Source organism: Tabrizicola sp. (assembly GCF_034366665.1).
In the GTDB taxonomy this organism is placed as follows: Bacteria; Pseudomonadota; Alphaproteobacteria; order Rhodobacterales; family Rhodobacteraceae; genus Tabrizicola.
Genome location: NZ_JAXMMF010000083.1, coordinates 19,640 through 46,097 on the forward strand (window position 1 = coordinate 19,640; position 26,458 = coordinate 46,097).

At 61.7% G+C, this 26,458-nt stretch carries 27 protein-coding genes and 1 tRNA gene; 13 read left to right on the top strand and 15 right to left on the bottom strand.

The window, feature by feature from the left end; translation table 11 throughout:
* From U1E69_RS11125 to U1E69_RS11135, 3 genes are all read left to right on the top strand, one after another.
* On the top strand, positions 1–453 hold the full coding sequence (locus U1E69_RS11125) for a heme-binding protein (RefSeq protein ID WP_322244447.1): 453 nt from the start codon (positions 1–3) through the stop codon (positions 451–453).
* Between the two features lie 331 nt (positions 454–784).
* Positions 785–1,399, top strand: coding sequence for a TetR family transcriptional regulator C-terminal domain-containing protein (locus U1E69_RS11130; RefSeq protein ID WP_322244448.1), 615 nt, complete (start codon positions 785–787; stop codon positions 1,397–1,399).
* 170 nt (positions 1,400–1,569) lie between these two features.
* Positions 1,570–1,872, top strand: coding sequence for a hypothetical protein (locus U1E69_RS11135; RefSeq protein WP_322244449.1), 303 nt, complete (start codon positions 1,570–1,572; stop codon positions 1,870–1,872).
* Positions 1,873–1,879: 7 nt separating this feature from the next.
* On the opposite strand, the gene U1E69_RS11140 is transcribed toward U1E69_RS11135, so the two are convergent.
* The 4 genes from U1E69_RS11140 to U1E69_RS11155 all read right to left on the bottom strand — a co-directional run bounded on the left by U1E69_RS11140 (position 1,880) and on the right by U1E69_RS11155 (position 5,766).
* Positions 1,880–2,467, bottom strand: a complete 588-nt coding sequence (locus U1E69_RS11140) for an AAA family ATPase (RefSeq protein ID WP_322244450.1) — start codon at positions 2,465–2,467, stop codon at positions 1,880–1,882.
* Positions 2,464–3,762 (bottom strand): NAD-dependent dihydropyrimidine dehydrogenase subunit PreA, encoded by a 1,299-nt coding sequence (gene preA / locus U1E69_RS11145; protein WP_322244451.1) that lies wholly within the window; start codon positions 3,760–3,762, stop codon positions 2,464–2,466. Before preA ends, U1E69_RS11140 begins: the two co-directional genes overlap by 4 nt.
* Positions 3,763–3,849: 87 nt before the next feature.
* Positions 3,850–4,272 carry a DedA family protein gene (locus U1E69_RS11150; RefSeq protein ID WP_322244452.1) on the bottom strand — a complete coding sequence of 141 codons (423 nt, stop codon included), beginning with the start codon at positions 4,270–4,272 and terminating at the stop codon, positions 3,850–3,852.
* Between the two features lie 174 nt (positions 4,273–4,446).
* Positions 4,447–5,766, bottom strand: coding sequence for an NAD(P)-dependent oxidoreductase (locus U1E69_RS11155; protein ID WP_322244453.1), 1,320 nt, complete (start codon positions 5,764–5,766; stop codon positions 4,447–4,449).
* A 252-nt stretch (positions 5,767–6,018) separates the two neighbouring features.
* On the opposite strand from U1E69_RS11155, the gene accB reads away from it, so the two are divergent.
* Genes accB through aat form a run of 3 tightly spaced genes read left to right on the top strand, consistent with a single transcriptional unit; the run spans position 6,019 to position 8,612 of the window.
* A complete protein-coding gene (gene accB / locus U1E69_RS11160) occupies positions 6,019–6,507 on the top strand; it encodes an acetyl-CoA carboxylase biotin carboxyl carrier protein (protein WP_322244454.1) in 489 nt (162 codons plus the stop codon).
* 12 nt (positions 6,508–6,519) lie between these two features.
* Entirely contained in the window at positions 6,520–7,866 is a 1,347-nt protein-coding gene (gene accC, locus U1E69_RS11165; RefSeq protein ID WP_322244455.1) for an acetyl-CoA carboxylase biotin carboxylase subunit, read from the top strand.
* A gap of 50 nt (positions 7,867–7,916) precedes the next feature.
* Positions 7,917–8,612, top strand: coding sequence for a leucyl/phenylalanyl-tRNA--protein transferase (gene aat / locus U1E69_RS11170; RefSeq protein ID WP_322244456.1), 696 nt, complete (start codon positions 7,917–7,919; stop codon positions 8,610–8,612).
* On the opposite strand, the gene U1E69_RS11175 is transcribed toward aat, so the two are convergent.
* The 5 genes from U1E69_RS11175 to U1E69_RS11195 form a co-directional block, all read right to left on the bottom strand.
* Positions 8,522–8,953, bottom strand: coding sequence for a DUF2155 domain-containing protein (locus U1E69_RS11175; protein WP_322244457.1), 432 nt, complete (start codon positions 8,951–8,953; stop codon positions 8,522–8,524). The genes aat and U1E69_RS11175 overlap by 91 nt on opposite strands.
* Positions 8,950–9,429: an outer membrane lipid asymmetry maintenance protein MlaD gene (mlaD, locus tag U1E69_RS11180; protein ID WP_322244458.1), complete on the bottom strand. Its 480-nt coding sequence runs from the start codon at positions 9,427–9,429 to the stop codon at positions 8,950–8,952. Before mlaD ends, U1E69_RS11175 begins: the two co-directional genes overlap by 4 nt.
* Positions 9,429–9,803 (bottom strand): NADH:ubiquinone oxidoreductase subunit NDUFA12, encoded by a 375-nt coding sequence (locus U1E69_RS11185; RefSeq protein WP_305544072.1) that lies wholly within the window; start codon positions 9,801–9,803, stop codon positions 9,429–9,431. The genes mlaD and U1E69_RS11185 overlap by 1 nt, the downstream gene beginning before the upstream one ends.
* Positions 9,804–9,952: 149 nt before the next feature.
* Positions 9,953–11,215: an ATP-dependent Clp protease ATP-binding subunit ClpX gene (clpX, locus tag U1E69_RS11190; RefSeq protein ID WP_322244459.1), complete on the bottom strand. Its 1,263-nt coding sequence runs from the start codon at positions 11,213–11,215 to the stop codon at positions 9,953–9,955.
* Positions 11,216–11,334: 119 nt separating this feature from the next.
* A complete protein-coding gene (locus tag U1E69_RS11195; protein WP_295078817.1) occupies positions 11,335–11,967 on the bottom strand; it encodes an ATP-dependent Clp protease proteolytic subunit in 633 nt (210 codons plus the stop codon).
* Between the two features lie 157 nt (positions 11,968–12,124).
* Here U1E69_RS11195 and U1E69_RS11200 point away from each other — a divergent pair, with 157 nt between their 5' ends.
* Positions 12,125–12,508, top strand: coding sequence for a hypothetical protein (locus U1E69_RS11200; protein WP_322244460.1), 384 nt, complete (start codon positions 12,125–12,127; stop codon positions 12,506–12,508).
* Positions 12,477–13,289 carry an FAD-binding domain-containing protein gene (locus U1E69_RS11205; protein ID WP_322244461.1) on the top strand — a complete coding sequence of 271 codons (813 nt, stop codon included), beginning with the start codon at positions 12,477–12,479 and terminating at the stop codon, positions 13,287–13,289. Before U1E69_RS11200 ends, U1E69_RS11205 begins: the two co-directional genes overlap by 32 nt.
* On the opposite strand, the gene U1E69_RS11210 is transcribed toward U1E69_RS11205, so the two are convergent.
* Positions 13,286–13,894 carry a CDP-alcohol phosphatidyltransferase family protein gene (locus U1E69_RS11210; RefSeq protein ID WP_322244462.1) on the bottom strand — a complete coding sequence of 203 codons (609 nt, stop codon included), beginning with the start codon at positions 13,892–13,894 and terminating at the stop codon, positions 13,286–13,288. The genes U1E69_RS11205 and U1E69_RS11210 overlap by 4 nt on opposite strands.
* A gap of 210 nt (positions 13,895–14,104) precedes the next feature.
* Here U1E69_RS11210 and U1E69_RS11215 point away from each other — a divergent pair, with 210 nt between their 5' ends.
* Entirely contained in the window at positions 14,105–14,593 is a 489-nt protein-coding gene (locus U1E69_RS11215; RefSeq protein ID WP_322244463.1) for a CAP domain-containing protein, read from the top strand.
* Position 14,594: 1 nt separating this feature from the next.
* On the opposite strand, the gene U1E69_RS11220 is transcribed toward U1E69_RS11215, so the two are convergent.
* Positions 14,595–15,908, bottom strand: a complete 1,314-nt coding sequence (locus U1E69_RS11220; RefSeq protein ID WP_322244464.1) for an ATP-binding protein — start codon at positions 15,906–15,908, stop codon at positions 14,595–14,597.
* 47 nt (positions 15,909–15,955) lie between these two features.
* Between U1E69_RS11220 and U1E69_RS11225 the strand changes: the two genes are divergently transcribed.
* On the top strand, positions 15,956–16,822 hold the full coding sequence (locus U1E69_RS11225) for an MBL fold metallo-hydrolase (RefSeq protein ID WP_322244465.1): 867 nt from the start codon (positions 15,956–15,958) through the stop codon (positions 16,820–16,822).
* 70 nt (positions 16,823–16,892) lie between these two features.
* Positions 16,893–16,967: transfer RNA gene (locus tag U1E69_RS11230), tRNA-Asn, on the top strand.
* Positions 16,968–17,414: 447 nt separating this feature from the next.
* Here U1E69_RS11230 and U1E69_RS11235 read toward each other — a convergent pair.
* The 4 genes from U1E69_RS11235 to U1E69_RS11250 form a co-directional block, all read right to left on the bottom strand.
* The gene (locus U1E69_RS11235) at positions 17,415–21,242 is read right to left on the bottom strand and encodes a hypothetical protein (RefSeq protein ID WP_322244466.1); all 3,828 of its coding nucleotides are present in this window, start codon (positions 21,240–21,242) and stop codon (positions 17,415–17,417) included.
* A gap of 197 nt (positions 21,243–21,439) precedes the next feature.
* Positions 21,440–22,420 (bottom strand): tyrosine-type recombinase/integrase, encoded by a 981-nt coding sequence (locus U1E69_RS11240; protein WP_322244467.1) that lies wholly within the window; start codon positions 22,418–22,420, stop codon positions 21,440–21,442.
* A 341-nt stretch (positions 22,421–22,761) separates the two neighbouring features.
* A complete protein-coding gene (locus U1E69_RS11245) occupies positions 22,762–23,319 on the bottom strand; it encodes a DUF488 domain-containing protein (protein ID WP_322244468.1) in 558 nt (185 codons plus the stop codon).
* 176 nt (positions 23,320–23,495) lie between these two features.
* Positions 23,496–24,245 carry a nuclease-related domain-containing protein gene (locus U1E69_RS11250; RefSeq protein WP_322244469.1) on the bottom strand — a complete coding sequence of 250 codons (750 nt, stop codon included), beginning with the start codon at positions 24,243–24,245 and terminating at the stop codon, positions 23,496–23,498.
* Between the two features lie 380 nt (positions 24,246–24,625).
* Here U1E69_RS11250 and U1E69_RS11255 point away from each other — a divergent pair, with 380 nt between their 5' ends.
* Both U1E69_RS11255 and U1E69_RS11260 read left to right on the top strand, forming a co-directional pair.
* The gene (locus U1E69_RS11255; RefSeq protein ID WP_322244470.1) at positions 24,626–25,327 is read left to right on the top strand and encodes a tetratricopeptide repeat protein; all 702 of its coding nucleotides are present in this window, start codon (positions 24,626–24,628) and stop codon (positions 25,325–25,327) included.
* 42 nt (positions 25,328–25,369) lie between these two features.
* A complete protein-coding gene (locus U1E69_RS11260; RefSeq protein WP_322244471.1) occupies positions 25,370–25,831 on the top strand; it encodes an HNH endonuclease signature motif containing protein in 462 nt (153 codons plus the stop codon).
* Positions 25,832–26,458: the final 627 nt, after the last annotated feature.

Here is a 26,458-nt window from a genome sequence, read left to right on the forward strand (position 1 = left end):
ATGGATGTAGCCGAGCTGGAAGCCGAGTTTGCCACTCTGGACCTGCCGCGTTTCGATGAGGCGACGGCCCTGCGCCTGGGGCAAATCCTGGTTGATCTTGCACTGGCCGATCACTTGCCGGTGGTGATTGACATCCGCACGGCGGACCGGGTGCTGTTTCACGCGGGCCTGCCGGGGTCGGCGCCGCTGAACGACCTCTGGGCGCGGCGAAAGTCGAACACGGCGCTGATGTTCCAGCTGCCGTCGCTGCTGGTTGCAGCGCGGAATCGGGCGAAGAATGAGGCTCTGGACAAGCACGGGCTGCCCGGGGCGGACTATGCCGAGAGTGGCGGTGCGGTGCCCGTCCGGGTCACGGGCGTGGGTGTGGTGGCGGTGGCGACCGTCTCGGGCCTGCCGCAGGTCGAGGATCACAGGCTGGTCGTGCGGGGGCTAAGGGCTTTGGCAGCGGGCTGATCGACCTGCGTCCCTTTACCGCAGGGTGTTGCAGCGCCCGTGGTTTTCCCCAGGTCTTTGGGACATGACCCAGGGAGAAGTTCCATGTTTTCAGGCCTCAAGCGCGCACTTCTTATCATAACCGCGATGTTCACGGTGCTGCCGTGGGGCATCATGCAGGCCGTGCAGTGACCTGAGGTCCTTGCGGCGCGGGGTGGCGTCGCACCCGTGGTGCGGTCGCCTCCTGCAGCCTGACATCCCAATCGCCACGTGACCGCCGCACCGGCGAACCATTTGACGTTGCGCGCGCCGTCGCGCTATCCAAGGGGTCCGCAACGGCGTTCATGGACCCATGTCACCCACCGCTCGACCCCGATCCCGTATCCAGCAACGCAATCGCGAGGTGATCCTGGACGCGGCGCTGGAGGTGTTTTCGCTGCACGGGTTCCGCGGCGCGACGCTGGATCAGATTGCCGAGGTTGCGGGGCTGTCGAAGCCCAATCTGCTGTATTACTTCCCCTCGAAGGAAGAGGTGCACACAGCGCTTCTGACCGGCCTGCTGGACACCTGGCTGGACCCCTTGCGCGCGATGAACCCGGCAGGGCAACCGCTTCAGGAAATCCTGGCCTATGTCCGCCGCAAGCTGGATCTCGCGCGGGACTTCCCGCGGGAAAGTCGGCTCTTTGCCGGCGAGATCCTGCAGGGCGCGCCCCGGATGCGCGCCGCGATCGAGGGTGACCTGCGGCGGCTGGTCGAAGAGAAGGCAGCGGTCCTGACCCGCTGGATGGACGAGGGGCGCATTGCCCGGGTCGATCCGGTGCATCTGGTGTTCTCGATCTGGGCCCTGACCCAGCATTACGCCGACTTCGAGGTGCAGGTCCGGGCCGTCCTTGGGTCCGAGCACGACCCGTTTTCCGAAGCCGGCGGGTTTCTCGAGACCCTTTTCACCCGGCTTCTGACCCCGTGATGTCCCGGGTGGACAGCCTCATTAGTGGCTTTTTTCAACGCTTTACGTGATCTCTCTCACTTTCGGAAAAGGCCTGCGCGGCTGATCCCCGGCATTTTAGGCACTTCGCGGATGCCCGTTAGCAAAGTCTGAGGTATTGTGCTTGCAGGGGGTCAACATGGGGGTCGATCATGGACCTGGTTTCATCCATCCGGTCGCTGACGCCGGTTCTGCCAGCCACCTCGCAGCAGGTCCCGGACCGGGCGATCAGCGCGGCGGCTGCGCAAAGTGTGCGCCCGGTCACCGATACCTTGCAGCGTGGGGCGGTGCATCAGCCGTCGGGCCTGGCCGCGCAGATCGCGGTCGACCTGGCCGAGCGGGATGAGGATTACCATCCCGCCGCCGAGGCCCGGGCCGTCGCCGCCCAGGCCGCCCGCGACGCCTATATCAAGGCCAGCATTGCGGCGGGTCTCAGCCCCCTGCCCCTCCCATAAGTCTCGGTCAAGGCTGGTCCAGGTCCAGCACGAGGTCAAATGCCGACAGGGGGGCGGCGTGGGCAAAGTACCAGTCTTCGGCCTCGTGCCATTGCACGTCCCACGGTCCCGGCGCGCCCTCTCGTGCGGTCAGACGCGCCAGGCGCAGGGCAACGGGGACCCGGACCAGGATGCTCAAGTCGATCAAGTCGCGCAGCTCGGGTCGGGCGGTGTAGACGCCTTCCAAAATGATGATCGGCGCGGGTGCGATGGTGGTCGCGTCCGGGCAGGTTGATCCGTCGAAGGCCTCCCAGTCGAAGGCATGATAGCGCGCTGGATGACGCTGCCGCAAAACGGACAACACCCGGCGCTGCGCCTGCCAGTCGATGCAGCGGGCAGCGCGTGCCTGGGGCGGGTCACCCTTGATCCCGGTGCCCCCGGCATAGAAGTCGTCCCCCTCGATCACCGCTGCAGGCAGCCGCTTGGCCAGGGCTTCGGCCAGCGTCGACTTCCCCGTGCCACTGCGGCCGTCGATGGCAACGATCAGCGGCCCGGCCTGAAGCCGGGCTGCCTCTTCGATCCGGGCTGCGGCCTGATCGACCGCAGCGGAGTTCATTCAGCCGCCTGGGCCATCGGGTTGTTTGGGTGCGTCGTCCAGTCGGCAAAATCGCCGACCACCTTGCCGGTGCGCGGGTCAACGGCGCCCTTCGGCAGTTCGCGCATGGTGATGCAGTTGTCCACCGGGCAGACATCGACGCACAGATTGCAGGCCACACATTCGTCGTCCTTCACCGTGAAGACGCGGTCCGGCGACATGGCGATGGCCTGGTGGCTGGTGTCCTCGCAGGCCGCATAGCAGCGCCCGCACGAGATACACAGATCCTGGTCAATCTGGGCCTTGGTGACGTAGTTCAGGTTCAGGTGCTGCCATTCGACGAAGTTCGGCACGGCGCGGCCCACCAGGTCGGACATCGCCATCTCTTTTTCGTCCAGGTACTGCGACAGGCCCGAGATCATCTCTTGCACGATCTTGAAGCCATAGGTCATCGCGGCGGTGCAGACCTGCACGTTGCCCGCGCCAAGCGCCATGAACTCTGCCGCGTCGCGCCAGGTGGTGACACCGCCGATGCCGCTGATCGGCAGACCGCGGGTTTCCTGATGCCGGGCGATCTCGGCCACCATGTTCAAGGCGATGGGTTTCACCGCCGGGCCGCAATAGCCGCCGTGGCTGCCCTTGCCGTCGATCATCGGGAAGGGCGAGAAGTGGTCAAGATCGACGTTGGTGATCGACTTCACCGTGTTGATCAGGCTGACCGCATCCGCCCCGCCCCGGTTCGCCGCCAGCGCGGGCGGCAGGATCGAGGTGACGTTTGGCGTCAGTTTCACGATGCAGGGCATGCGGCTGTATTGCTTGACCCAGCGCGTCACCATCTCGATGTATTCCGGCACCTGACCCACGGCCGAGCCCATGCCGCGTTCGGCCATGCCATGCGGGCAGCCGAAGTTCAGTTCGACCCCGTCGGCCTCGGTATCCTCGATCTGTTTCAGGATCGCTTTCCAGCTTTCCTCGTCGCAGGGCACCATCAAGGAGATGACCAGCGCGCGGTCGCGCCACTTGCGCTTGACCTCCTTGATCTCTTGCAGGTTCACTTCCAGCGGACGGTCGGTGATCAGTTCGATGTTGTTCAGCCCCAGAAGACGGCGGTCCGCCCCCCAGATCGCGCCATAGCGCGGGCCGTTCACGTTGACGATGGGCGGGCCTTCCGCGCCCAGGGTCTTCCAGACCACCCCGCCCCATCCCGCTTCAAACGCGCGTTCGACGTTGTATTTCTTGTCCGTCGGCGGGGCCGAGGCCAGCCAGAACGGGTTCGGCGACTTGATGCCAATGAAATTCGAGCTGAGGTCAGCCATGAGAAGCCTCCTTGCGACGGGCGGAGAGGGATGCGGGGGATGTAGGGTGGGCGATCCGCCCACCATGCCGGAAAGGCGGGCGCGCCGTCAGAACAGCGACCAGATCCAGCCGATGAGATCGCCGCCGACCTGGCCGAGTTTCGGCACGATGAAGGCCCAGGCCACGCAACCAAGCGTGTTCCAGAACATGAAGCGCGGCAGGGACATGCCGCTTATCCCGGCCATCAGAAAGACCACTGGCCGGAAGATCGTGGTGAAGTGGCCGATGAAGATCGTCACCGGGCCGTATTTGTCGAAGGTGGCCTGCGCCTTTGCCACCCAGTCCGGATGATCGCGCAAGGGCCGCATCGTCAGGATATGCGTGCCGTAGCGCCGCCCCAGCCAGTAGCTGAAGGTCGAGCCGATCAGTGCCCCGATGGTGGCGCCGATCCAGAGCGCGGTAAAGGACAGCGCCCCGGTCGCAGCCAGCGCGCCGACCGCTGCCAGAACCGGCGTCGAAGGGATGAGCAAAGACAGAAAGGCCGTTGTCTCGGCTGCCGCGAAAGCCACCATGATGAACGGAAACCAGGTCTGGTTCTGTTCGATGAAGACGATGATACTTTGCGCGAACTCTTCCAGGGCACACCTCTTTCGCGGCCCCTTCTGGCCCGGCCCCCGCAATAAAGCAAGAGAGGAGCGCCGCCATTACAACGCCATAAGCTGGATGTGCATCGCCTCGGCGGCATCGCGGCCCTCGGCGACGGCAGTGACGGTCAGATCCTCGCCCCCCGCCGCGCAATCGCCGCCGACCCAGACCTTGCCCGACGCTCCTGCCAGCTTGCCACCCGCGACGGGCAGCGTCTCGGGCGCGCCGGTCAGGGTCTGACCGATGGCCTTGAAGACCTGGTCGGCCTTCAGGATGAAGGTCTCGGATGACAGGGTCAGGCCGGTTGGGCCGTCGGAGGTATAGGCGAACTCCACCGCTTCGGCACTGCCATTGCCAAGGACGCGCACCGGGGCGGCGTTGTGGATGATCCGCACCCCGGCCTGGGCGGCGTGGTCCTGCTCGTAGCCCGAGGCTGACATCTTTTCCTGGCCGCGGCGGTAGACGATGGTGACGTTCTCGGCGCCCAGGAGTTTGGACTGGACGGCAGCGTCCACGGCAGTCATGCCACCACCGATCACCACGACGTCGCGACCGATGGGCAGCGTCGCGACATCGGCGGCCTGGCGCAGCTCGGCAATGAAGTCGACGGCGTTGCGGACGCCCGAGAGATCCTCACCCGTGGCCCGCAGGGCGTTGACGCCTGCAAGGCCGATGCCAAGGAAGACCGCATCGAAGTCGGAGGCCAGCTGGTCCAGCGTCAGGTCGCGGCCAAGCTCGACACCCGTGCGGATTTCGATCCCGCCAATCTGGAGAAGCCAGTCGACCTCACGCTGCGCAAAGCCGCCGGTCGCCTTGTAGCTGGCGATGCCGTATTCATTGAGGCCCCCCGCCTTGGGGCGACGTTCGAAGACCACGACGTCGTGGCCGTGCATGGCCAGCCGGTGCGCGCAGGCAAGGCCCGCTGGGCCCGCCCCGACGACTGCAATGCGCTTGCCCGTGGCGGCTGCGCGGGTGAAAGGGTGCAGGCCCTTGGCCATCGCAACGTCGGTGGCAAAGCGCTGAAGGCGGCCGATCTCGACCGGCTTGCCCTCGGCGGCCTCGCGGACGCAGGCTTCCTCGCACAGGGTTTCCGTAGGGCAGACCCGGGCGCAGATGCCGCCCAGGATGTTCTGGCTCCAGATCGTCTTCGCGGCGGCCTCGGGCGTGCCGGTTCCGATCTGGCGGATGAAAAGCGGGATGTCGATCGAGGTCGGGCAGGCCGTGATGCAGGGCGCATCGTGGCAGAAGTAGCAGCGGTCGGCAGCGACCCTGGCCTCGTGCGCATCAAGCGGCGGCTCGTGGTCGGCGAAGTTCTGGCAATAGGCTGCGGCTGGCAGGCGACCCGGAACAATGCCGGGCGTCAGCGGGCTGTTCGTCATGGGACGTCTGGTCCTCCCTTGTGCTTGTTTCGGGAAAGGCTGGCACAGGTCATATTTTTTATCAAACGGTAAATTTTCCAGGATCGCAGTTTTCCCGACCTTTGCCTGATTTTCAGGCAGTCCCGGTTGGTAGCGCCAACGCTTTCGCGGCTTTTCAGCCCCGGCCCGGTCGCGTATAAGCGCCGGATACCAGACTGCGGGGGGCCACGGCCAACCCGCGCGCGCCCAGGGCAGAGAAGAACAGAGGACCCGATGAGCAAGCAGAACACCGACACCGACGTTGCCTTCATCTCGGCGCTTGCCGAGCTTCTGAACAAGAACGATCTGACCGAACTGTCGGTGAAGCGGGAATATGGCGAAGATGACAGCCTGGAGGTTCGGGTCGTCAAGCAGTCGAACGTGGTGACGGTCGCCGCCGCTGCCCCGGCCCCCGTGATGCAGCATACCCCCGTTGCGGCTGCGGCTGCCCCGGCCGCCGCCGTGGTCAACGAAGACCCGGCCCAGCACCCCGGTGCCGTGACCTCGCCGATGGTCGGCACGGTCTACCTTGCCGCCGAACCCGGAGCCGCGCCCTTCGCAGTGATCGGTGCCCAGGTGGCCGAGGGTCAGACCGTCCTGATCATCGAGGCGATGAAGACGATGAACCACATCCCCGCCCCGCGTGCAGGCACGGTGAAGCGCATCCTGGTCGAGGATGGCCACCCGGTCGAATACGGCGCCCCCCTGATGATCATCGAATAAGGGAACACACCCATGTTCGATAAGATCCTGATCGCCAACCGGGGTGAGATTGCGCTGCGCGTGATCCGCGCCTGCCAGGAAATGGGGATCAAGTCGGTCGCCGTGCACTCCACCGCCGACGCCGACGCGATGCATGTGCGCATGGCCGATGAGAGCGTCTGCATCGGCCCGGCCCCGTCCTCGGAAAGCTACCTGTCCAAAGCCGCAATCATCTCGGCCTGCGAGATCACGGGCGCACAGGCGGTGCATCCCGGCGATGGCTTCCTGTCCGAAAACGCCGCCTTTGCGCAGGCACTGGAAGACCACGGCCTGACCTTCATCGGCCCTTCGGCGGAACATATCCGCATCATGGGCGACAAGATCACCGCCAAAGTGACCGCCAAAGAGCTTGGCATCCCGGTCGTTCCCGGTTCAGACGGCGGGGTTCCCGACTTCGAGACGGCCAAGACCGTCGCCGAAGAGATCGGCTATCCGGTCATCATCAAAGCCACCGCCGGCGGCGGCGGGCGCGGGATGAAGGTTGCCACCAATGCGACCGAGCTGGAAATCGCCTTCCGCACCGCGCGGTCCGAAGCGAAGAACGCCTTTGGCAACGACGAAGTCTATATGGAGAAATACCTCCAGCGTCCGCGCCATATCGAGATCCAGGTCTTCGGTGACGGCAAGGGCGACGCGGTGCATTTGGGCGAGCGTGATTGTTCCTTGCAGCGCCGCCACCAGAAGGTGTTCGAGGAAGCCCCCGGCCCGGCGATCACGCCGAAGTTGCGGTCCGAGATCGGCATGATCTGCGCCAACGCGATGAAGAAGCTGAAGTACATCGGCGCGGGTACGATCGAGTTCCTGTACGAAGACGGCAACTTCTACTTCATCGAGATGAACACCCGGCTGCAGGTCGAACATCCCGTGACCGAGGGCATCTTCGGCGTGGACCTCGTGCGCGAACAGATCCGTGTCGCTTCCGGCATGGGCCTGTCGTTCCGCCAGGACGAGCTGGAGATCAACGGTCACTGCATCGAAGTACGGATCAACGCCGAGAAGATCCCGAACTTCTCGCCCTGCCCCGGCCGGATCACGCAGTTCCACGCTCCCGGCGGGCTTGGGGTGCGGATGGACAGCGCGATCTATGACGGCTACCGCATCCCGCCCTATTACGACAGTCTGATCGGCAAGCTGATCGTCCACGGCCGCGACCGGCCCGAGGCTTTGGCGCGGCTGAAGCGGGCCTTGTCCGAGTTGATCATCGACGGCATCGACACCTCGATCCCGCTGTTCCACCTTCTGCTGGCGGAACCTGACATCCAGAACGGCGAGTACAACATCCACTGGCTGGAAAAGTGGCTGGCCGAGAAGTTCGCCTGAATTGACGGGGCGCTCCGACAGGGTCGCCCCGCCGTCGAAGGATTTGGTACGTGACCGAGACGTCTTCCTTCGAGGAGCTAACGCCCGATATCCTGCTTCGCGCCTATGCGATGGGTATCTTTCCGATGTCGGATGGACGCGACGACCCGCAGATCCACTGGATTGACCCGCGCCGCCGCGGCGTGTTGCCGCTGGACGGGTTTCACCTTTCACGATCCCTGGCCAAGCGGATCCGGTCAGGGTGCTACCGCGTCACCCATGACACGGCGTTCGACGCGGTGGTCGAGGCCTGTGCGGCGCGGGACGAAACCTGGATCAGTCACCGGATCCAGGGGCTTTACGCACAGCTGCACCGGCTTGGCTTTGCCCACAGCATCGAGGTCTGGGCGGGTCAGGACCTGGTCGGCGGGGTGTACGGCGTCACGCTGGGCAGCGCCTTCTTCGGGGAAAGCATGTTCAGCCGTGCCACGGATGCCTCGAAGGTCGCGCTGGCCTTCGCCGTCCACCGCCTGCGCGCCGGGGGGTTCCGGCTTTTTGACACGCAGTTTCTGACGCCGCATCTGGCAAGTCTTGGCGGGACCGAAATCCCGCGGGCAGAGTACCACCGGCAGCTTGCCGAGGCGCTGGCCCAGCCCGCAACTTTCGAGCCGGAGGGTTACTCGCCTTCGCCGGTGTCGGTCGCAGGGTCGGTTGCGGCTTCGGCGGACGCTTCCGGCAGGACGCAGTTCAGCACCCAGACGTCATAGCGGGGGTGATCCAGCGCGGACAACGCGGGGGACGAGGCCAGCATCCAGCCCGCGAACAGCTGGGTGTCCGTCGTCTCTTCCAGGATCGTCAGATGCGCCTCGGCGTCCGAGGCGGGGTTGCCGGTCGGATAGCGGCAGCTGTCCAGCTGGACAACCAGACGGCCGAACTTTGCGCCCTGCCCGACGCCCAGTTCGACATCGCCCGTCTCGCTGGTCAGCTTGTCAAGGAAGCGCAGCTTGGCCCCTTGCGAGTCAGTGAACTCGGGCCCGGCCTGTTGCCCGGGGTCGTCCTGCGCGGACGCCGGAAGCGCCAGCGCCAGGATCAAAGCCAGCGCTCTCATGGCGTGGCCGTCGCGTCCGGGGCGGCGTCGCCTTCGCTGCCGCCACCGGCGAACTTCATCAAGAGGGTGATCAGGCTGACCGCGCCCTGGGTGTCCTCGATCTCGCCACCCGGCTCCAGCACATCAAGCGCGCCGCCGGGTTGGACCTCGACGAAGGTGCCACCCAGCAGCCCCTCGGACGAGACGAGAAGCGTGGAATCGACCGGGACCGCCACGTCGTTGCGCATCGAGATGGTGGCGTCGGCGAAATAGGTTTCGGGGTTCAGCGACAGGGCCGTCACCGTGCCGACCTTGACCCCGGCCAGGCGCACATCGGTGCCGACGCTGACCCCTTCGACCGAACGGAAGCTGGCGGTCAGCGGATAGCTGGACGGCTGGCTGACCACGCCAGAGCCCTGCACCGCGTAAAGCGCAAAGCCGACTGCGACGGCCAGAACTGCCGCCCCGGCCACGATTTCTGCGCGTTCATAAGCCATCACTCGGGCTGCCAGGCCTCGTAGTCGCGGCGCGCGACGGGTTCCACACGGCGGATCGAGCCGGGCGGGGCATAGGCTGCCTCGGTGCCGGTCAGGTTCTCCTGATGCGGCTTTTCCCAGGCCTTGTGTTTCAGGGGCTGCTTGGTCGGCGGCTCGTCCCAGGTGTAATGCAGCCAGCCGTGCCAGTCGGGCGACACGCGCGAGGCTTCCATGTCGCCGTTGTAGATGACCCAGCGCCGCTTGGCGTCGGCGGTCTGGTAGAAGATGTTGCCCGCGTCATCCTCGCCCACGCGCACGCCCTTGCGGGCAGTGAACAGCTGGGTGCCGATAGTCTGGCTGTTCCACCAGGTCAGCAGGCGTTTGAGGAAGTACATCGGAGCCTCCAGGTTCGTTTCCCCCCATATGGCGGAAAGCCCGGCCAAGGTCTAGGGTCAAGCGCCAAGCCGAAGCGGCGTCACGGCAAAACCCGCTCAAATGGAAAAGGCGGGCACAGGGCCCGCCTTCGATCCATCATCCTGAAAGCTCAGGCCTTGACCGGCTCTTTCTTCTTGGTCTCGGTATAGACCAGCATCGGCTTGGCGCCGTTGTTCACGGCCTCGTCCTTGACGACGACTTCTTCGACCGAATCCATGCCGGGCAGTTCGAACATGGTGTCCAGAAGGATATCCTCCATGATCGACCGCAGCCCGCGCGCGCCGGTCTTGCGCTTGATCGCGCGCTTTGCGATGGCAATAAGCGCGTCAGGGGTGAAGGTCAGCTTCACGCCCTCGATCTCGAACAGGCGCTGGTATTGCTTGACCAGAGCGTTCTTCGGCTCGGTGAGGATCGTGACCAAGGCGGCTTCGTCCAGGTCGGTCAGAGTGGCGATGACCGGAAGGCGGCCGACAAATTCAGGGATCAGGCCGAACTTGAGCAGATCTTCAGGTTCCAGTTCCTTGAAAAGCTCGCCCACGCCGCGTTCTTCCGGGCCCTTCACCTCGGCCCCGAAGCCGATGCCGCTGCCCTTGTTGCGCTGCGCGATGATCTTTTCCAGCCCCGCGAAAGCACCGCCACAGATGAAAAGGATGTTCGTCGTGTCGACCTGCAGGAATTCCTGCTGCGGATGCTTGCGGCCACCCTGCGGGGGCACGCTTGCGACAGTGCCTTCCATGATCTTCAGAAGCGCCTGTTGCACACCCTCACCGGACACGTCGCGGGTGATCGAGGGGTTGTCCGACTTGCGCGTTATTTTATCCACTTCGTCGATGTAGACGATACCGCGCTGCGCCCGTTCGACGTTGTATTCCGACGCCTGCAGCAGCTTGAGGATGATGTTTTCCACATCCTCGCCCACGTATCCGGCTTCGGTCAGCGTGGTCGCATCCGCCATCGTGAAGGGCACGTCCAGGATGCGCGCCAAGGTTTGCGCCAGAAGCGTCTTGCCGCAGCCCGTCGGGCCGATCAGCAGGATGTTGGATTTCGACAGCTCGATGTCGTTCTTCGAGGAATGGTTCAGCCGCTTGTAGTGGTTGTGCACCGCCACAGACAGCACGCGCTTGGCGTGGATCTGGCCGATCACGTAGTCGTCCAGCACCTTGCAGATTTCGCGCGGGGTCGGCACGCCGTCGGAAGATTTCAGACCGGTGGTCTTCGTCTCTTCACGGATGATGTCCATGCACAATTCGACGCATTCGTCGCAGATGAAGACCGTGGGCCCCGCGATCAGCTTGCGCACCTCATGCTGGCTTTTGCCGCAGAACGAGCAATAGAGAGTGTTCTTGCTGTCGCCGCCGGTGTTGTTCGCCATCCGCAGTCCTCTAAGCTTGTCCCCGGTTCGCGGGGTCGGTGCCGTGGTGGAAGTTTAGGCCAACCCCCAAGGCACCACAATCCGAAAAACCCGCCGGACCATCCGGCGGGAATGGGGCGTCACTTCGACGTATCGTCGGCCTTTCCGCGGCTTTCCAGGATCTGGTCGATCAGACCCCAGGCCTTGGCATCTTCGGCCGACATGAAGTTGTCGCGCTCCAGCGCGGCTTCCACGGTGTCGTAGTCGTTGCCGGTGTGCTTCACGTAAATCTCGTTCAACCGGCGCTTCAGCTTTTCGGTTTCCCGCGCGTGGATCATGATGTCCGTCGCCTGGCCCTGATACCCGCCCGAGGGCTGGTGCACCATGACGCGGCTGTTCGGCAGGCTGAAGCGCATGCCCTTTTCGCCCGCGGTCAGCAACAGCGAGCCCATCGAGGCCGCCTGCCCGATCACCAGCGTCGAAATCTTCGGCCGGATGTACTGCATCGTGTCATAGATCGACAGGCCCGCGGTCACGACGCCGCCGGGGCTGTTGATGTACATGCTGATTTCCTTGGACGGATTTTCCGATTCAAGGAACAGAAGCTGGGCGCAGATCAGGCTGGACATGCCATCATGGACCGGACCGCCCAGGAAGATGATCCGTTCTTTCAGCAACCGGCTGAAGATGTCGTAGGCGCGTTCCCCGCGGCTCGTCTGTTCGACGACCATGGGGACGAGCGTGTTCATGTAGTGATCAACGGGATCGCGCATCGGTGCCTGCCTCTTCTGTCTTTTCCGAGGAATATCGTCGAATGTATTGCCAGAGTCTTAGTGGGGTGACACGGGGGCTGCAAGGGCGGGTCAAAGCGATTTGCCAATGCGGTGATGCAGGCTTGAAACGCTTGCGGGCCGGGCTAGACCCCGCAGCATGTTCAAAGCGTCCCGCATGGCCGGTCTTGACCGCCTGACCGCCTTCCTGCCCCGCGCGGGCCGCGACTATGCGGCCTTGCGCAACCTGGACCTGGCCGGCCACCCGCATGTCTCGACGCTGTCGCCCTGGCTGCGGCATCGCCTTGTGACCGAGGCCGAGGTGATCGACGCCACCTTGCGCGCCCATCCGCAGGGGGCGGAAAAGTTCCTGGCCGAGGTCTGGTGGCGCACCTACTGGAAGGGCTGGCCGGAGCTGCGGCCCGGCATCTGGACAAGATCGGCGGGGCGTTCAGGCGGCGCTGAACCGGCTGGCGGTCGAGCCGGGACTTGCCGCCCGCGCCGAGGCGGCCATGCTGGGCGAGACCGGGATCGACGGTTTTGACACCTGGGCGCGGGAATTGGTCGCCACGGGCTACCTGCACAACCACGCCCGGATGTGGTTCGCCTCGATCTGGATCTTCACCCTGCGCCTGCCGTGGGAGCTGGGGGCGGACTTCTTCCTGCGCCACCTGATCGACGGCGATCCGGCCTCGAATACCTTAAGCTGGCGCTGGGTGGGCGGCCTGCACACGCCGGGGAAGACCTACCTTGCCACGGCCGAGAACATCGCCCTGAACACCAGGGGCCGCTTCCGGCCCGAGGGGCTGGCGGCCGAGGCCCCGCCCCTGCCGATGCAGCCAGTCCCGGACCCCCGCCCCGCGCCCTTGGGTGATGCGCTGGACCTGACCGCGCCCAGCCTTCTTCTGGTGACCGAAGACGACCTGAGCCCGGAGTATCTCTTGGACCAGGGCCTGCGGTCGCGCGCCGTGGCGGTCCTGACCGATGTCGCCGGACGCTCGCCGCTGGCCGTGGCCGACCACGTCCATCGCTTCACCAACGCTGCCGTCACGGATGCCCTTGGCCGGATCGGCGCCCCCGACGCCCCCCGGTTCGGACGCGGAGATCTGGCAGCGCTCCTTGACCTCGCCGACCGCGAAGGCGCAACCCGGATCGTCACGCCTTACGCCCCGACCGGCCCTGTCGCCTCGACCCTGACCGAGCTTTCGCGCCACGCCACCCCACGCGGCATCACCGTGACCCGCATCCTGCGCGACCACGACAGGATGGCCTGGCCCTATGCGACGCACGGTTTCTTCCGCTTTCGCGAGGCGGTGATGGGCTAACGGAAGGTCCGCACTGCCAGCGCGACACGCGCCGCGGCGGTGACAAGGCAAAGCGCGCCAAAGACCCAGGCCGCGGGCACAAACAGTCCGGGAATCAGCACGATCAGCAGGAAGAACAGGATGGTCTCGGTCCCTTCCAGCAGACCCGCAGTGAAATATAGCGACTTCTCGCCGCGCGACCGGGTCTCCATCCCGCGCTTGGCCGCCAGGATCGCATAGCCCAGGAACGTCGCGCCGTTGACGTAGAAGGCGGCCAGCAGAAACGCCCCTGCAGCCCCGTTCAACGCCGGATCGAACAGGACAAACCCAAGCGGGATGGCCCCGTAAAAGGCAAAATCACAGACGATGTCGAGATAACCGCCGAAATCCGACTTGCCCCGCGCCCGAGCCACCGCCCCGTCAAGCCCATCGGCCAGACGGCTGGCCAGCACCAGAAGCGCCACGATCAGACCGCTGACGCCGACCGCAAGCAGCGCCGCCCCGGCCAGACCCAGCCCCAGACCGACCAGGGTCACCGCATCCGCCGACGCTCCGCGCGCCGCAAGCCAGCGCCCGCCCCGGTCAAGCGGCGCGTCGATCACATCGCGGATCATTCCATCAAGCATGCCGTCCCCCAGTCAGTGCGCACCATGACACGAACCGGCTGCAACAGTTCTCACGTTTGCGCCGGTGCAAAGCAACACTCCGCCTATGTACCCAGGGTTGAGTGGGCGCGACCCACATTCTCGCGTATTTCATGGTTTGCGCCACATTCTGCCCGATTCTGGCCCAACTGATCCTGAAACTGCAAAGGTGCCACTGACCGGGGACCAGACATGCCAAAATTCTTGACCGTTGCGGCCGCGGCCGCCTCTGCCTTCCTGTGCTTCGCCGCCGCTGCCCAGGCTGGCTGCACGGTTCCAAGCAATGCCAGCGCGATGCAGCAGGAATTGCTGAGCAATCTGAACGCCGAACGCAAGGCCCGCGGGCTGCCTGCACTGGTGCTTTCGGCCAAGCTGGACAAGGCCGCACAGGGCCATGCCTGCGACAATGCCAAACGCAAGTCGATCAGCCATACCTCGTCGGATGGCGGCACGCTGAAAACCCGGCTGCGCAAGGCCGGATACGCCTTCCGCACCGCCGCCGAGAATACCGGACGCGGCTTCGCCTCCGGGGCCCGCGCGGTCCAATGGTGGATGAATTCGCCCAAGCACAAGGACAACATCCTTTTGCGCAAGGCGCGCGAAGTCGGCGTCGGCATCGCGGTCAGCCCGGCGCCGGACAACAAGCTGCACTGGATCATCGTGGTCGGCGCGTCGAAGTAGACTACCGCGCGATCACAAGCTCGGCCTTCAAGCCGCCCAGCGTGGCGCTTTGCGACAGCCGCAAGGCGCCACCATGACTAAGCGCGATGTCCGAGGCGATGGACAGCCCAAGCCCCACACCCGCCCCCTTGTTGGGATCGCGTGACGCGTCAAGCCGCGTGAAGGGCCGCAAGGCCTCGTCGCGCCGATCGGCCGGAATGCCGGGGCCGTCATCCTCGACCACGATCCGCAGATTGCGTTCCAGAAACAGCAGCCGCACCTCGACCCGCTTGCCGTAGCGCTGAGCGTTCGAGACCAGGTTCTCCACCGCCCGGACGACCGCTTGCGGCCGCATCGTGACCGGCTCTGGCACGCCGTCGACCCCGGCGAAGGTGACGCCCTGCCCCGTCTGTTCGACCAGGCCACGGATCAGCGCGACGGGATCGGTGACCTCGGACCCCTCCATCGCGTCGCCGCGGACAAAGGCCAGGAACTCGTCCACCATCCGCTCCATCTGGACGACATCAGCCTGCAGCGCCGCGACTTCCGCGTCCTCGGGCATCAGCGACAGCGCCAGGCGCATCCGCGTCAGGGGAGTGCGCAGGTCGTGGCTGACGCCCGACAGCATCAGGGTGCGCTGCTCGATCTGTCGTTCGATCCGGCCGCGCATGTCCAGAAAGGCGCGCCCCGCCGCGCGCACCTCTTGCGCCCCGCGCGGGCGATAGTCGACCATGCGGCCCTTGCCGAACTCGGCAGCCGCCTCGGCCAGCTTGGTGATGGGGCGCAGCTGGCGGCGCAGGAAAACGTAGGCGATGATCGTCAGCAGGATCGAGGCGAAGATCATCAGGACGATCAGCTGATGCGGATTGGCGGCAGACATCCGGCGCCGGCTGACTTCGGCCTGCACGGGACCGAGCTTGCTGTCAAAGCGCAGCACGACGATCCGATTCTCGCCGGTCAGATCGACGGCCACCAGGCTGGGCAGCCTCTCGCGCAGGGTCGAGATGATCGTGCCGCCGGACAGGTCGATCAGCGGAACCTTGTCTGCGACCGGCGCCGTCGGGCCTGCCGGGACCACCAGCGCGATGTCCAGCGCCTGGGCCAGCGGCACGACCTGCGACTGGACTTCGGCCAGGTCGGCACTGCCGTCGATCCGGTCCAGAAGGAAGCCAAGGTCGATCGCGACACCTTGCGTCATCTGGCTGGTCACGTCTTCATAGAAGCGCTGGATGAACTCGGTCGAGAAGACCAGCTGAAGCGCCACGATCGGCACGATCAGGATCAGCGCCGCGCGACCGTAAAGACCCCGGGGAAGGATACGTTGAAAGACCGACATCGCCGCCAGCCTATCCGCCCTGCCCCCGCTTGGAAAGCAAAAGGCCCATGACCAGCGACCCACCGATCCGACAGCTTCTGGCCCCGAACCCCTCGCCCCTGACCGGCAAGGGGACGAATACCTGGCTGGTGGGAGCCTCAGACCTTGCAGTGATCGACCCCGGCCCAAGGGACCAAAACCATCTTGACGCGATTCTCCGGGCGGTCGGACCGGGCCAGCGCATCAGCCATGTGGTGGTCACGCATGCGCATCTTGACCATTCCGCGCTGGCCCAAAGCCTGTCAGCCGCGACAGGTGCGGCAATCCACGCATTCGGCACCGCAACGGACGGTCGCAGTCCACGGATGACCCGGCTGGCCCCCAGCCTCTCGGCCCAGGGTGAGGGGCTGGACCGGGACTTCCAGCCCGACCACCGGCTTGCCGATGGCCAGCGGCTGGACGGCCCGGACTGGAGCCTGACTGCCCTGCACACGCCAGGTCATCTGGGCGGCCATCTTTGCCTGGCCCTTGGGGATGTCCTCTTCTCGGGCGATCACGTCATGGGCTGGTCGACGACCATCGTCTCGCCGCCGGATGGCGACATGGCGGATTACATGACCTCGCTCGACCGGCTGGCCGCGCGACGCTGGCGCCGCTTTCTGCCGGGTCACGGCGATCCCGTGACCGATCCCGCCGCGCGCCTGGCCGCGCTTGCCGCCCACCGTCGCCAGCGCGAAGCCCAGATCCTGCTGGCGCTGGAGGAAGGCGCAGCGCAGATCTCCGAACTGACCCGCCGCGTCTATCGCGACACGCCCGCGAACCTGCTGCCCGCCGCCGAACGCAATGTGCTCGCGCATCTCATTGATCTGGAAGCGCGAAACCTGGTTGCGGCGGTGCCGGAGCTGCGGCCTGAAGCTGTCTTTGCCCGCCGATGACACCAGCACCAGTTTCCCGCCTTTTGCCCCTTGCCGCCCCCTGACGGCCTTGCTATAGACCCGCCCGTGTTCCGGCGTAGCTCAGCGGTAGAGCAGTTGACTGTTAATCAATTGGTCGTAGGTTCGATCCCTACCGCCGGAGCCAAAATCCCCAAGAAAAGCAAGAAGTTGCCAGCCATTCTGCAAGGTTGGACTTGGGGTGTTTGGCGCGAGTAGGCATATAGTAGGCGACCCGCCCCGATTTGCCGAAAGGCTTACAGAGCGAGTGCGCGCCAGATCGGGCCGAAGTCAGGCGGCCAATGCGCGATCCCGCTCGGATGTGCTGACCCTTCCTACTCGCCGCAGGCCATCCGATAAGCCGGAGACGTCATAGACGCCCTTACAGTGCCCTTGGCCAGCTCTTGAAGGATTGTGTCGGGAAGCCTGCACCCGCGGCTGACTGCCCCTTGTGCGCATAATCGCGGGAAAATTCCGCCAAATATCCAACCAATTCCGGGCGTGTTGCGAGACCGTTCACTTGCGGCAATCTAATCACTCCGGAATTCATGAACTTACGCATCGAGACATTTACCTCAAGATACTTTCATCACTGTTATTCGAAGCGCTGCTCTTGTCGATTGTTCTCTTGCGCCTCACTTGCGCGATTTCTCAAAACGGCGCGTCCAATCTCCTTCAACTTCTCACGTACCATTTCTTGAACTATGGTGGACGGGTACTCCGACAATCTCTCAAGCGCACGGCCTCTGACTTCAAGGATATCTGCAAGTGATCCAGACCAACCAGATGGCCAGCTGCGCGCAAAAATCAACTCGACAACGCTTGCCTTATCGTCAACAGCATCAAGAAGCGAAATCATGTGGTCACTAAGCTCAACTTTCTTTGGATTTTCCAAGGGCGCCCCACCACCTTCAACAGACGTAAAGGGGCAAACCAAACCTGCAAGCTTAGTAAGCCTGTCCTGATCTCCCGCACACCAATCCAGCAGGCGATCAATTGAAGCTTCGTTAAGAGATGCTTCTTTGAAATTGTAGGAGCGATCACGAAAAACCAAATAACCTCGCAACTCCTCACTCGGCTCGCCCACGAAAATTTTGTCAAGCACAAGCTCAGGGAAATTCCGCACAAGTGGTCGAAGGACATCACCGAGATCAAAGCTGTACAAGCGATAACTCTCTATTCCGTCAAAGACTAGTTTAGCAATTTCAGCGATATCTTCCCTTGGGGCATCAACTCCGAGGCAGTATTCACAAACACGGTCAAAGCTGTGGGATAGCAGTGGCCGGACCTCATCTCTGTGCATTGCCATGAGTTTCTTGACCGCTCGTCTACCTGCCGACAGTATTTGATCGTTCGGACGGTAACTGCTATCCTTTTCGATGAAGAAGCGCATTTCTAGTATCTGCAAGACAGCGGACATGCCGTCTGGACGCATTAAGAGCGCGTCGAGCAATTCCGCGAGATCGTCATCACCTACGACCTCATGGATGCGCCCCAAGCTTATGCGAGCGAACGTCCATGCCTCAAGTTCCCCGTCCCGAGCCAGCTCAATGAGCTTTTTCACCCCCCAGGGCTCAAGTGGAGCTGCGCACAAAAGGTAGACAAAGTGCTCCCTCAACTTCGGGTGATCAAGCGAAGCCTCCTGCAGCTTTCTTGCCAGAAGCGGATCATGCGTTTGCACTTCTTGGATAAAGCCTGCCAGCAAAACGGGATTTATGCGAGCGAACGATGCCCGCTCTGCACTATTGACGAGGAACTCGAATGTGCTCTCTCGATCTTGGCTTCCACGTGCAAGGCCCCGCCCGAAAACCCAGAGCGCATCAATGTGTTTCTCCCAAAGTCGCTCGCCTAGCTTCTCCATGTACGCTGGATCAGTGCATGCCAGCTCTCCAAGCTTAATGATCTTCTCATTAACGGATTGAACAGCGTCGGAGTATTTTCCTCCCTTAACCTCAGCATGTTCCCACGTGCTAGAAAGCGCATAGGCTTCCATCTCTGAATAAGGATCGTTTGGTGCTGCCTGTTTTTCCAGAGCTAAGAGACGATCAAGAAGCTCCGGATCGTGGTCCTTTCCGTCGAAGAAAATCACATTCTTGATCGAAATCCACAAGTCCGGCCATGCGCCTGACTGTGCGTGCTTTTTCACAATGGCTTCGAGGGCATCAAAACACCCAGCAAATGTCCAGAGCCCCCTAAAGTGGCTGGACATTATCTTTTTGGCTAGCGCGATCTTCTGTTGGTCGTTTCCACTTAGTGCTTGAGCAACTATGTCAATGAACCCATTATACCAGTCAAGTTTCTCCCCGTTAGTTGACGGACGCCACCCAGAGCTGCGTCTTCTGGCCCCAAAGTCGAAGGTGGAGAAAGAGGTCCAGTGCGATGCCTCAAACGCCGAGTGAAACAGTTCAGCAGCAATCTCGTTATGCCTAGCGTTGGACGAGCGAAACAACTTTGCCAAGTAAGTTTGCCGCCGAATAGGCGTCGCCTGCGTTCCTGAAAGGTAGAGCGAGAACAGGTGCTTCATGCTCCCAACAATACTGTTGTTGCGTTCACCAGCCTCCTCTGTTTCGGCAAACATGAGGATCAAGTCAGCAGCTCTTTCAAATGAGTTATCCTCGTACGCAAGCTGGCAGAGCAAACGCACCACCTTCACAAAACTGGGATTAGCACGAGACGCAAAACCCGGTTTTTCCGCGGCAAGCTCCAATGAGGCAAGTACGGTTTCAGGAAAGACGGGCGCGATATAACTCAGGCACGCAAGCTGCTCTTCCGAGCAAGAGGATACATCTTCTAAAGGCGCACCTGCGCCGATCCAGCTGTTCGCCAGATCTCTAGCTTCGTCACAATCGTGCAAGTAGCCAAGTCGGTGAGCACATGACTTGAACAGACGCTCATTCTCAGGCTTGAACAATTCTGCATTTACTTGCTCAATAGTCAGGTTTTCGAGCGCTCGCCGTGCAAGTCTGTTTGCTAATGCGTGCGGTAGGACTGCCCGCCAATTCCCACGTTTCTGTGCGATCTGCCGTCGAAGCAGTTCAGCCTGATGTCGGTGTAACTCCCTTCGATCAATTCCGGCAATGCTTCCCAGCGCTGTGAGTTCATCACCAAACTCATCAGCGGAAGCATTGAAGGAATAAACGATGGAAAGTGCCTCTGCGCTTCTGAGTAATCCACCATCTTCCCCTTTCCGCTGACTAAACAGTCTCTGAAAAAGCTGCGTGTCTGAGAAGTTGGTCAGGGTCTCATCTATATCAACCCGACTGGCAAGCGCCAAAGCCACTCGGGCGTTGCCCCCCGAAAACTCCGCGATCTTGTTAGAATTAACCTGGCCCAGCTGAGGAAAACGTCGTTGCACCAGCTTGGAAACCGTCTCTTCACTTGCGGGTTCGAGATGGATGACATCGGTTTCCTCTGGCTTGTCATCGGAAATGTCATATTCGATCGTCAACAATCTCAGCTGGGTACCGCTTGAAGTAACTTTTTGCTGCAAAGTGCGGTGAACATCTGGCGGACAGTTGTCGAGCACGAGATAGGCTGCAACGTCATTCGCTATGAGGAATGTCACGAGCTCGGTGGCTGTGGGCGTGAGATCATCACCAAGATCTGCATAGATTGCGCTTGCCTTTGGTAACGGGTTTTCGCCAACCTTCTCTTCGAAAAGGGCTTGAGCAAATCGGGACTTCCCCACGCCAGAAAGCCCGGTAATCCGAACCACGTTACCACCAGAGGCAAGCTTCTGCCTGACCAGCTTAATACCGTCGAGCAAGGTGACTGGGTCTTTGTTGTTCGAATTTGCGTCGAAGACGCAGGGATGATCGTCTGTGAGGAGTTCGTCGTCTATGGCTTTCGGTGTAGCTGCCCAGCGACCGAATGGCTGCCAACCGGACAGAGGCTTGCCTAGCTTGTGTCGCGCCCAAAGCGATACGCCAGGATGCTTGCGCAGCCACGCTGCGACGCGATCTCGCCCATAGAAGTCAAGCTTCAAGTCGTCCTTGTCGCTAAGTGTGGCAATGGCGGATTTCATCCCGTCGATACGGTTCTGAAGCATCTTGTCCGAGCAGTCATCTCTTCCGCTGACAATGATGTACGCGCCCTTCTTACTCGCTAACTCCGAGATGATCGGTTTGATTGAACCCTTATCGAGCATTTCGTCGGTGCATGCAGCCTTGCCCATCGAATGCTTCTTCACCTGAAATCCTGTGTTGGCCCTTGGGACATATTCCGGTTTTTTCAGCCCGCTATCGGCCGTTACGCTGACATCCAGTCCACCATCGGCGGCTTCCTGTGCTCCTCCCCACAGGACACCAGATGTCGAAAGCCCTTGTTGCAAGAGTTCGGCCTCGCACAGGCGACCAACTAGTTCGCGCAGATCATCGTCACCAAGATCAGATATGTCGGAAACTGATAGCTCAAAAAACTTCATTCAATGATCTCCAATCAAGGATGTTGGTCAAAACAGGGGCTCGGTTTGAGACGCGATCTTGGGAGTGCGAGGGTTAAGCATCAGAAGCGTCACTGCTCTTGGGCGCCTCAGTATGTCTAGTCTATCAGCAGCTCATACAACTTCCAGACGAAAAGAAATCAACGTAGGCCCTTTTTCCCTAACCCCGAAGACTGCTGTCACAACAACGCAGCGGCTGCGTTGCCGTCGAACATCCCCGCATCGCGCACATAGCGCGAGAGCATCAGGTCCGAGGCGTGGCCGGTCTGTGCCCGGACCTTGTAGGTCGGCACCCCGGCCTTGATTGCGCTGGTGACGAGGCCTGCGCGCAGACTATGGCCCGAGTAGCCTTTGGCGTCGATGTTAGCCCCGGTGAGGCGGTCGCGCAGGATGGTGGAGACGGCATCGCTGCGCAGACTGTCGGGCTGCATGTTGCCGTGCCGATCCACAGGGCGGAATATCGGTCCGCCATCGCCACCACTGGCCTTGCGCCATGCGGCGAGCGCGACAACCGGGCAGTGGCGGGTGCGGCCAAGGGGGATGCCGATCTTGCGGCCTTGGCCTGTCTGGTCGGTCTTGGAACGCACCAGGTGAAGGACCAATCCCTCGCGGACCTCGTCCACATCGGACCAGTGTAGCCCCACCAGTTCCGACGACCGAAAGCCCCCAGCCCAGCCAATCAGCAGCAGCGCCCGGTCACGCTGGGCACGTGCGTCGTCGCTCAAGGCGTCGAGGATAAGGAAGAGGTCTTCGCGCAGCAGAGGGCGGGCTTGGTCTTGGGCCGTGCCCCTCACCCGCTTGATCCCGCGCAGCGTGGCGCGGACCACCTCGCTTTGGCAAGGGTTCGGCCATTCATTCGCCGCGTGGACCTTGCTCAGTGTTGCAACCCGCCGCGCAAGGCTGGCGGGGGCCAACTTGTCGGCATGATAGGCCAGATAGCGGGCGACCAGATCGGCCGTAGCGGGGACTACCCCGCCCCAACCGGTAAAGTGGGCCAGATCGGCGCGATAGGCCGCCCGCGTGTTTTCGGACAGGCTTTCGCGAATGAAATGCTCGACCGCAGCATCGGCCTCGGCGGGAGCAATCTGGGCCTTTTTGGGACGGGATAAGAAGGGATTATCCGAGGTTAGGAACGATCCCTCTCGGTCTGCTCCAGACAAGTCACGAGTTAGGCCAGCGTCCCGCAGGTGCGCCAGCAGACCTTGGTTCGGCCACTGCGTCGGGTAGGAAGTTGGTACATCGTGGGCGATAGAGGCCTTTTGGACAGCGTAGGCCGTCTTATCCGAGCCATGAGTGGCATTGGCCTGCCCAGAGTGTTCGGGTTGCCCGAAGGGCTGGATGGCACTGTGGGACGCGGTGCCGGCGCATGCACTCTCATTTGGCGACTGAAGATGTTCACTCCTACAATGACTGCAGCCAGGGCCGACCATTTCGTCAATTTCCATTGCTGGCTCAGCGAGATGAGCTGTCTCAAATTTTGGGCCTTCCCACATACCCTGGTTCATGGCTTCAGCCCCATCTTCAGAAGCTTGGACATGTAGGCTATCTCCAGGTTTTCCTCTCTTTCAAAGAACAGGTCACCGAACCGGTTCGTATGCTGAATGAGCCGGTCTTCAGTTTGCTCATGTGTTTCGGCACGACCATCTTTCAGGATGTGAAGGATCTCGACGTCGCTGCGCTGGGCAAGAAACCGGGACAGGACGAAGAACCGGTGGCAGTCCAGCACGTCCCCCTCAGAGCAGAGTAGAGCGGGTCGGCACCGAGCTGCAATTTCTAGGATACGGTCGATCCCCGCGAGAAAGCCCGGCATCGTCGTACGCCTCGTATAGGACGCTTCCTGGTCTGTAACATGCCCACCGAGCTGATCCCCGAGGTGTACATAGGCTACGCCTCTACCGTTCAGGCATGTTCTCAGCTGTGGTTGGTTGAAGTGGATGAGCCGAGAGCGTGGGAACGAACGGACATCGACGACGCACCCGATATCGAAGGTCTCTAAGCGGTCGGCGAACTGGTTCCAAGTCAAGTTGGATGAACCAACCGAGAGGATTGTGTTTTTCAAGGCGAAACTCCATATTTCACCTTAAAAACAATAACTTAATTTGCCTCCAGAGAACACAAGAAGACCAGACTTGCCGCTAGTTTTGATCCGTAATTGCTACCCATAGATCCTCTCTATTCCACCAAACTGGCCCGCGCTGGACATCTTTGATCCGGGCAGCGCATACACGCGACAAGTCATTTGGCTTGAAGCACGCCCCGACATTTAGGGTAGCGAGAACAGCCGAGGAATGTTTGCCCAGTGCTGCGATTGGAACGCTCGATCATCTTTGACCCGCAGCGTGGACATGTCCGAGTATCGTTTTCCTTTCGGGTGGCTTTTTCGCGAACATGGTCGATATGCGCGCGCCTTGTCTCGTTGTTTGCTTCTAGGGCACTGCCGCGCAGTTTGTCAGCAAAGGTGCGCACCTCATAGTCCGTGAACCGTACGACCCTGCGTGAAGCAATGTACTCCAGAAGACCTCGCCTGCTCCAAAAGACGTTTTGGGGCATTTCGGTTTTCGGCTGCGCAGAGCCTACAAAAGCGACAAGGTTCTCCATTTGATCAAGCCTGATGCCAAGCAGGTCTTGAACGACCTTTAAGTGGTGGTAGTTCTGGCGCAACGGATTTTGAAACTGCGATTTGTGTCGCCGCATGACCTGTGTCCAACGTGCCTGGCTTTCACCACCAAAAATCCAGCCGGACATATTCTTGGTCTCGATCACGAAAACTCCATAACGGGACAAAATGACGTGGTCGATCTGGGTCGTACCTTGGGCGGTTGGAAGGGTTAGGTCTGCTAGTAGGGTGTACTCCTCTTCATCGAGCTTTCCCTTGAGAATGGAATTGACACTTCGTTCACCCGCCGCACCGATGACCCCGGGGGATCTGAGATAGAAATACAGAAATACGACACCAGCTGCGAACAAAAAGAAGAGTATTTCCAAGGCAGTTCTCTTTCTCAGCTAGCGCCCAGAATGCCTGAATACTACTCGAACTGAGGTGCTGGCACAAAACGCAAAGACGGGCGACGGCTGACCTCACCGGAGAACCTGACAGCGGGAACCGGCCGGGCCGCCGCGAATGGCAGTAGGACGCGCAATCGAGGTGGTTTACGTTGCTTGCCCTAATCTCTTTGCCCAGTGCTCGCAGCACGACGCACGATGCCCGCTTCCCGACTGGCACCTGAGCGGTGTCGGCGAAGTTGCGTGCGTTGGACGTGCGGACGGAGCGAACCCGTTGCCACTTCGCACTATCGACTTTCTTGACCTAATGATGCTTGATCCTGATGTGGTAGAATACCTGTGAGTGGGTTTGGAGGCGCCTTATGAGCAGGCTATTTCGTGGTGCGGTCTTTTCGCTGATGCTTGTCCCGTCAGCTGGAACAACACAGAATTTTGAAGCAGGGCTGGCGGCCTACGAGGCCGGAGATACAGCCACGGCGTTACGTGAATGGACACCTCTCGCTGAACAGGGCAATGCAGACGCCCAGTTCTACATAGGCTTCATTTACTATGTCGGCTTGGACGTGCCGCAGGACTATGCCGAGGCTGCGAAATGGTACCGGCTGGGCGCAGAACAGGGTGATGCGGTAACGCAGTTCAGCCTAGGTGGGCTTTACGAATATGGCGACGGCGTGCCGCAGGACTATGCCGAGGCTGTGAAATGGTACCAGCTTGCCGCTGAACAGGGTTTTGCGTACGCGCAGTTTAAACTAGGCGATATGTACTTCGACGGCCAAGGCGTGCCGCAGGACTATGCCGAGGCTGTGAAATGGTACCGGCTGGCCGCTTTACAGGGTGATGCGTCCGCGCAGTTCAACTTGGGAAATATCTATTTCGACGGCAAAGGCATGCCGCAGGACTTCATGGCTGCATACATGTGGTTCAACTTAAGCGCAGCGAACGACATGGAAGAGGCTTCCAACGCCAGGGACAATGTCGCTGAGAAGATGCGCCCTGCCGACGTGATTGAGGCGCAGCGACGGGCCCGCATTTGCCTAAGCTCGGACTATCAGGATTGCGACTGAGCCAGCAAATGCTGTAGGAACAAGTGCTTGCCGCGACGAAAGTTGCAGGCCATTCTTGGAGATGCGGCAGATGGTGCGGCCTCGCAGCGCACGTCAGGCAAAAGGAAAGACGAATTGGTGGTCAGTGGCGGCGAAGTGGAAAGCTTCAATGCGGAGGTGGCATGCAGCTATCGTGGCGAAAGCTATCGTGTTCGAGACAATGGCGCGATCCTGCGCTGCACCCGCCTTGGGCAACGAAAGCGACCACTCGACGATACTTGGACCTTTGGCACTCCGAGCGCCAGTGATGGGTACATGGCGATTTCTGGCCACAAGCTGCACCGCATCGTCGCGACAGCTTTCCACGGCGAACAGCCAAGCAAGAACCATGTCGTCGACCATATCGACACCAATCGCCGCAACAACCGGCCTGACAACCTCAGGTGGGTCACGCGCCTAGAGAACATCCTTCTTAACCCCATCACGGCGAAGAGGGTCGAATTCCTGTACGGCAGCATAGAGTAGTTCCTTGCCGATCCGCGAAATCCGAAAAACGGCTCCCTAACGGCAGACTTCGAGTGGATGCGCACTGTCACACCCGCCGAGGCTGAGTATAGCCGCGAGCGCATGTTGGCCTGGGCGGCTGCCGGCAAACCGTCATATGGCGGCGGGCTCGGCGACTGGATCTTTGGACGGGCCACAACACCAGTCGAAGAGCCAAGGCCACAGTTGGTCGCCTCGAAAACCCTGGGCGCAGTACAACGCAACTGGCAGATACCAGCAGCGTTTCCACTATGCCCAGATACGAAGGATACCGCACCGCTCGCGACATACTTTGCGCGGCTACAGAAAGGGGCCGTTGCAGTCGTTTCCCCCTGGGGTGAAACGAAGGTCGGAAAGGTTGCCATGACCGATGGCGGCAACGCGGTCTACTTGCTCGGCGAACATGGCGAAGATGCCATGAAGCCGTGGTCGCTTGCGCAGATAACCTTCGAGGACGGTCAATTTGTGGTAACCATCCGGCGTAGGCCGCCGCGGACGGTGCTCAGCGCGTTCCCTTGGGGGCTTTGGGCTTGCCGGTCCGCGGCGCCCATTTCTTTGCGAGCTGATCGAAGCGTTCAACGATTCTGTCGATCCGGGCATCTTCCGGAT

Excerpts from the sequence above, each read along its gene's own strand:
- clpX (WP_322244459.1), bottom strand. The coding sequence starts at position 11,215 with ATGGCGAACAACACCGGCGGCGACAGCAAGAACACTCTCTATTGCTCG.
- U1E69_RS11125 (WP_322244447.1), top strand. The coding sequence starts at position 1 with ATGGATGTAGCCGAGCTGGAAGCCGAGTTTGCCACTCTGGACCTGCCG.
- U1E69_RS11140 (WP_322244450.1), bottom strand. The coding sequence starts at position 2,467 with ATGAACTCCGCTGCGGTCGATCAGGCCGCAGCCCGGATCGAAGAGGCA.
- mlaD (WP_322244458.1), bottom strand. The coding sequence starts at position 9,429 with ATGGCTTATGAACGCGCAGAAATCGTGGCCGGGGCGGCAGTTCTGGCC.
- U1E69_RS11225 (WP_322244465.1), top strand. The coding sequence starts at position 15,956 with ATGACCAGCGACCCACCGATCCGACAGCTTCTGGCCCCGAACCCCTCG.
- U1E69_RS11215 (WP_322244463.1), top strand. The coding sequence starts at position 14,105 with ATGCCAAAATTCTTGACCGTTGCGGCCGCGGCCGCCTCTGCCTTCCTG.
- U1E69_RS11195 (WP_295078817.1), bottom strand. The coding sequence starts at position 11,967 with ATGCGCGATCCCGTTGATCACTACATGAACACGCTCGTCCCCATGGTC.
- U1E69_RS11235 (WP_322244466.1), bottom strand. The coding sequence starts at position 21,242 with ATGAAGTTTTTTGAGCTATCAGTTTCCGACATATCTGATCTTGGTGAC.
- U1E69_RS11200 (WP_322244460.1), top strand. The coding sequence starts at position 12,125 with ATGTTCAAAGCGTCCCGCATGGCCGGTCTTGACCGCCTGACCGCCTTC.
- U1E69_RS11130 (WP_322244448.1), top strand. The coding sequence starts at position 785 with ATGTCACCCACCGCTCGACCCCGATCCCGTATCCAGCAACGCAATCGC.
- U1E69_RS11220 (WP_322244464.1), bottom strand. The coding sequence starts at position 15,908 with ATGTCGGTCTTTCAACGTATCCTTCCCCGGGGTCTTTACGGTCGCGCG.
- U1E69_RS11135 (WP_322244449.1), top strand. The coding sequence starts at position 1,570 with ATGGACCTGGTTTCATCCATCCGGTCGCTGACGCCGGTTCTGCCAGCC.
- U1E69_RS11255 (WP_322244470.1), top strand. The coding sequence starts at position 24,626 with ATGAGCAGGCTATTTCGTGGTGCGGTCTTTTCGCTGATGCTTGTCCCG.
- U1E69_RS11155 (WP_322244453.1), bottom strand. The coding sequence starts at position 5,766 with ATGACGAACAGCCCGCTGACGCCCGGCATTGTTCCGGGTCGCCTGCCA.
- accB (WP_322244454.1), top strand. The coding sequence starts at position 6,019 with ATGAGCAAGCAGAACACCGACACCGACGTTGCCTTCATCTCGGCGCTT.
- accC (WP_322244455.1), top strand. The coding sequence starts at position 6,520 with ATGTTCGATAAGATCCTGATCGCCAACCGGGGTGAGATTGCGCTGCGC.
- U1E69_RS11205 (WP_322244461.1), top strand. The coding sequence starts at position 12,477 with ATGCTGGGCGAGACCGGGATCGACGGTTTTGACACCTGGGCGCGGGAA.
- U1E69_RS11175 (WP_322244457.1), bottom strand. The coding sequence starts at position 8,953 with ATGAGAGCGCTGGCTTTGATCCTGGCGCTGGCGCTTCCGGCGTCCGCG.
- U1E69_RS11210 (WP_322244462.1), bottom strand. The coding sequence starts at position 13,894 with ATGCTTGATGGAATGATCCGCGATGTGATCGACGCGCCGCTTGACCGG.
- U1E69_RS11185 (WP_305544072.1), bottom strand. The coding sequence starts at position 9,803 with ATGTACTTCCTCAAACGCCTGCTGACCTGGTGGAACAGCCAGACTATC.
- preA (WP_322244451.1), bottom strand. The coding sequence starts at position 3,762 with ATGGCTGACCTCAGCTCGAATTTCATTGGCATCAAGTCGCCGAACCCG.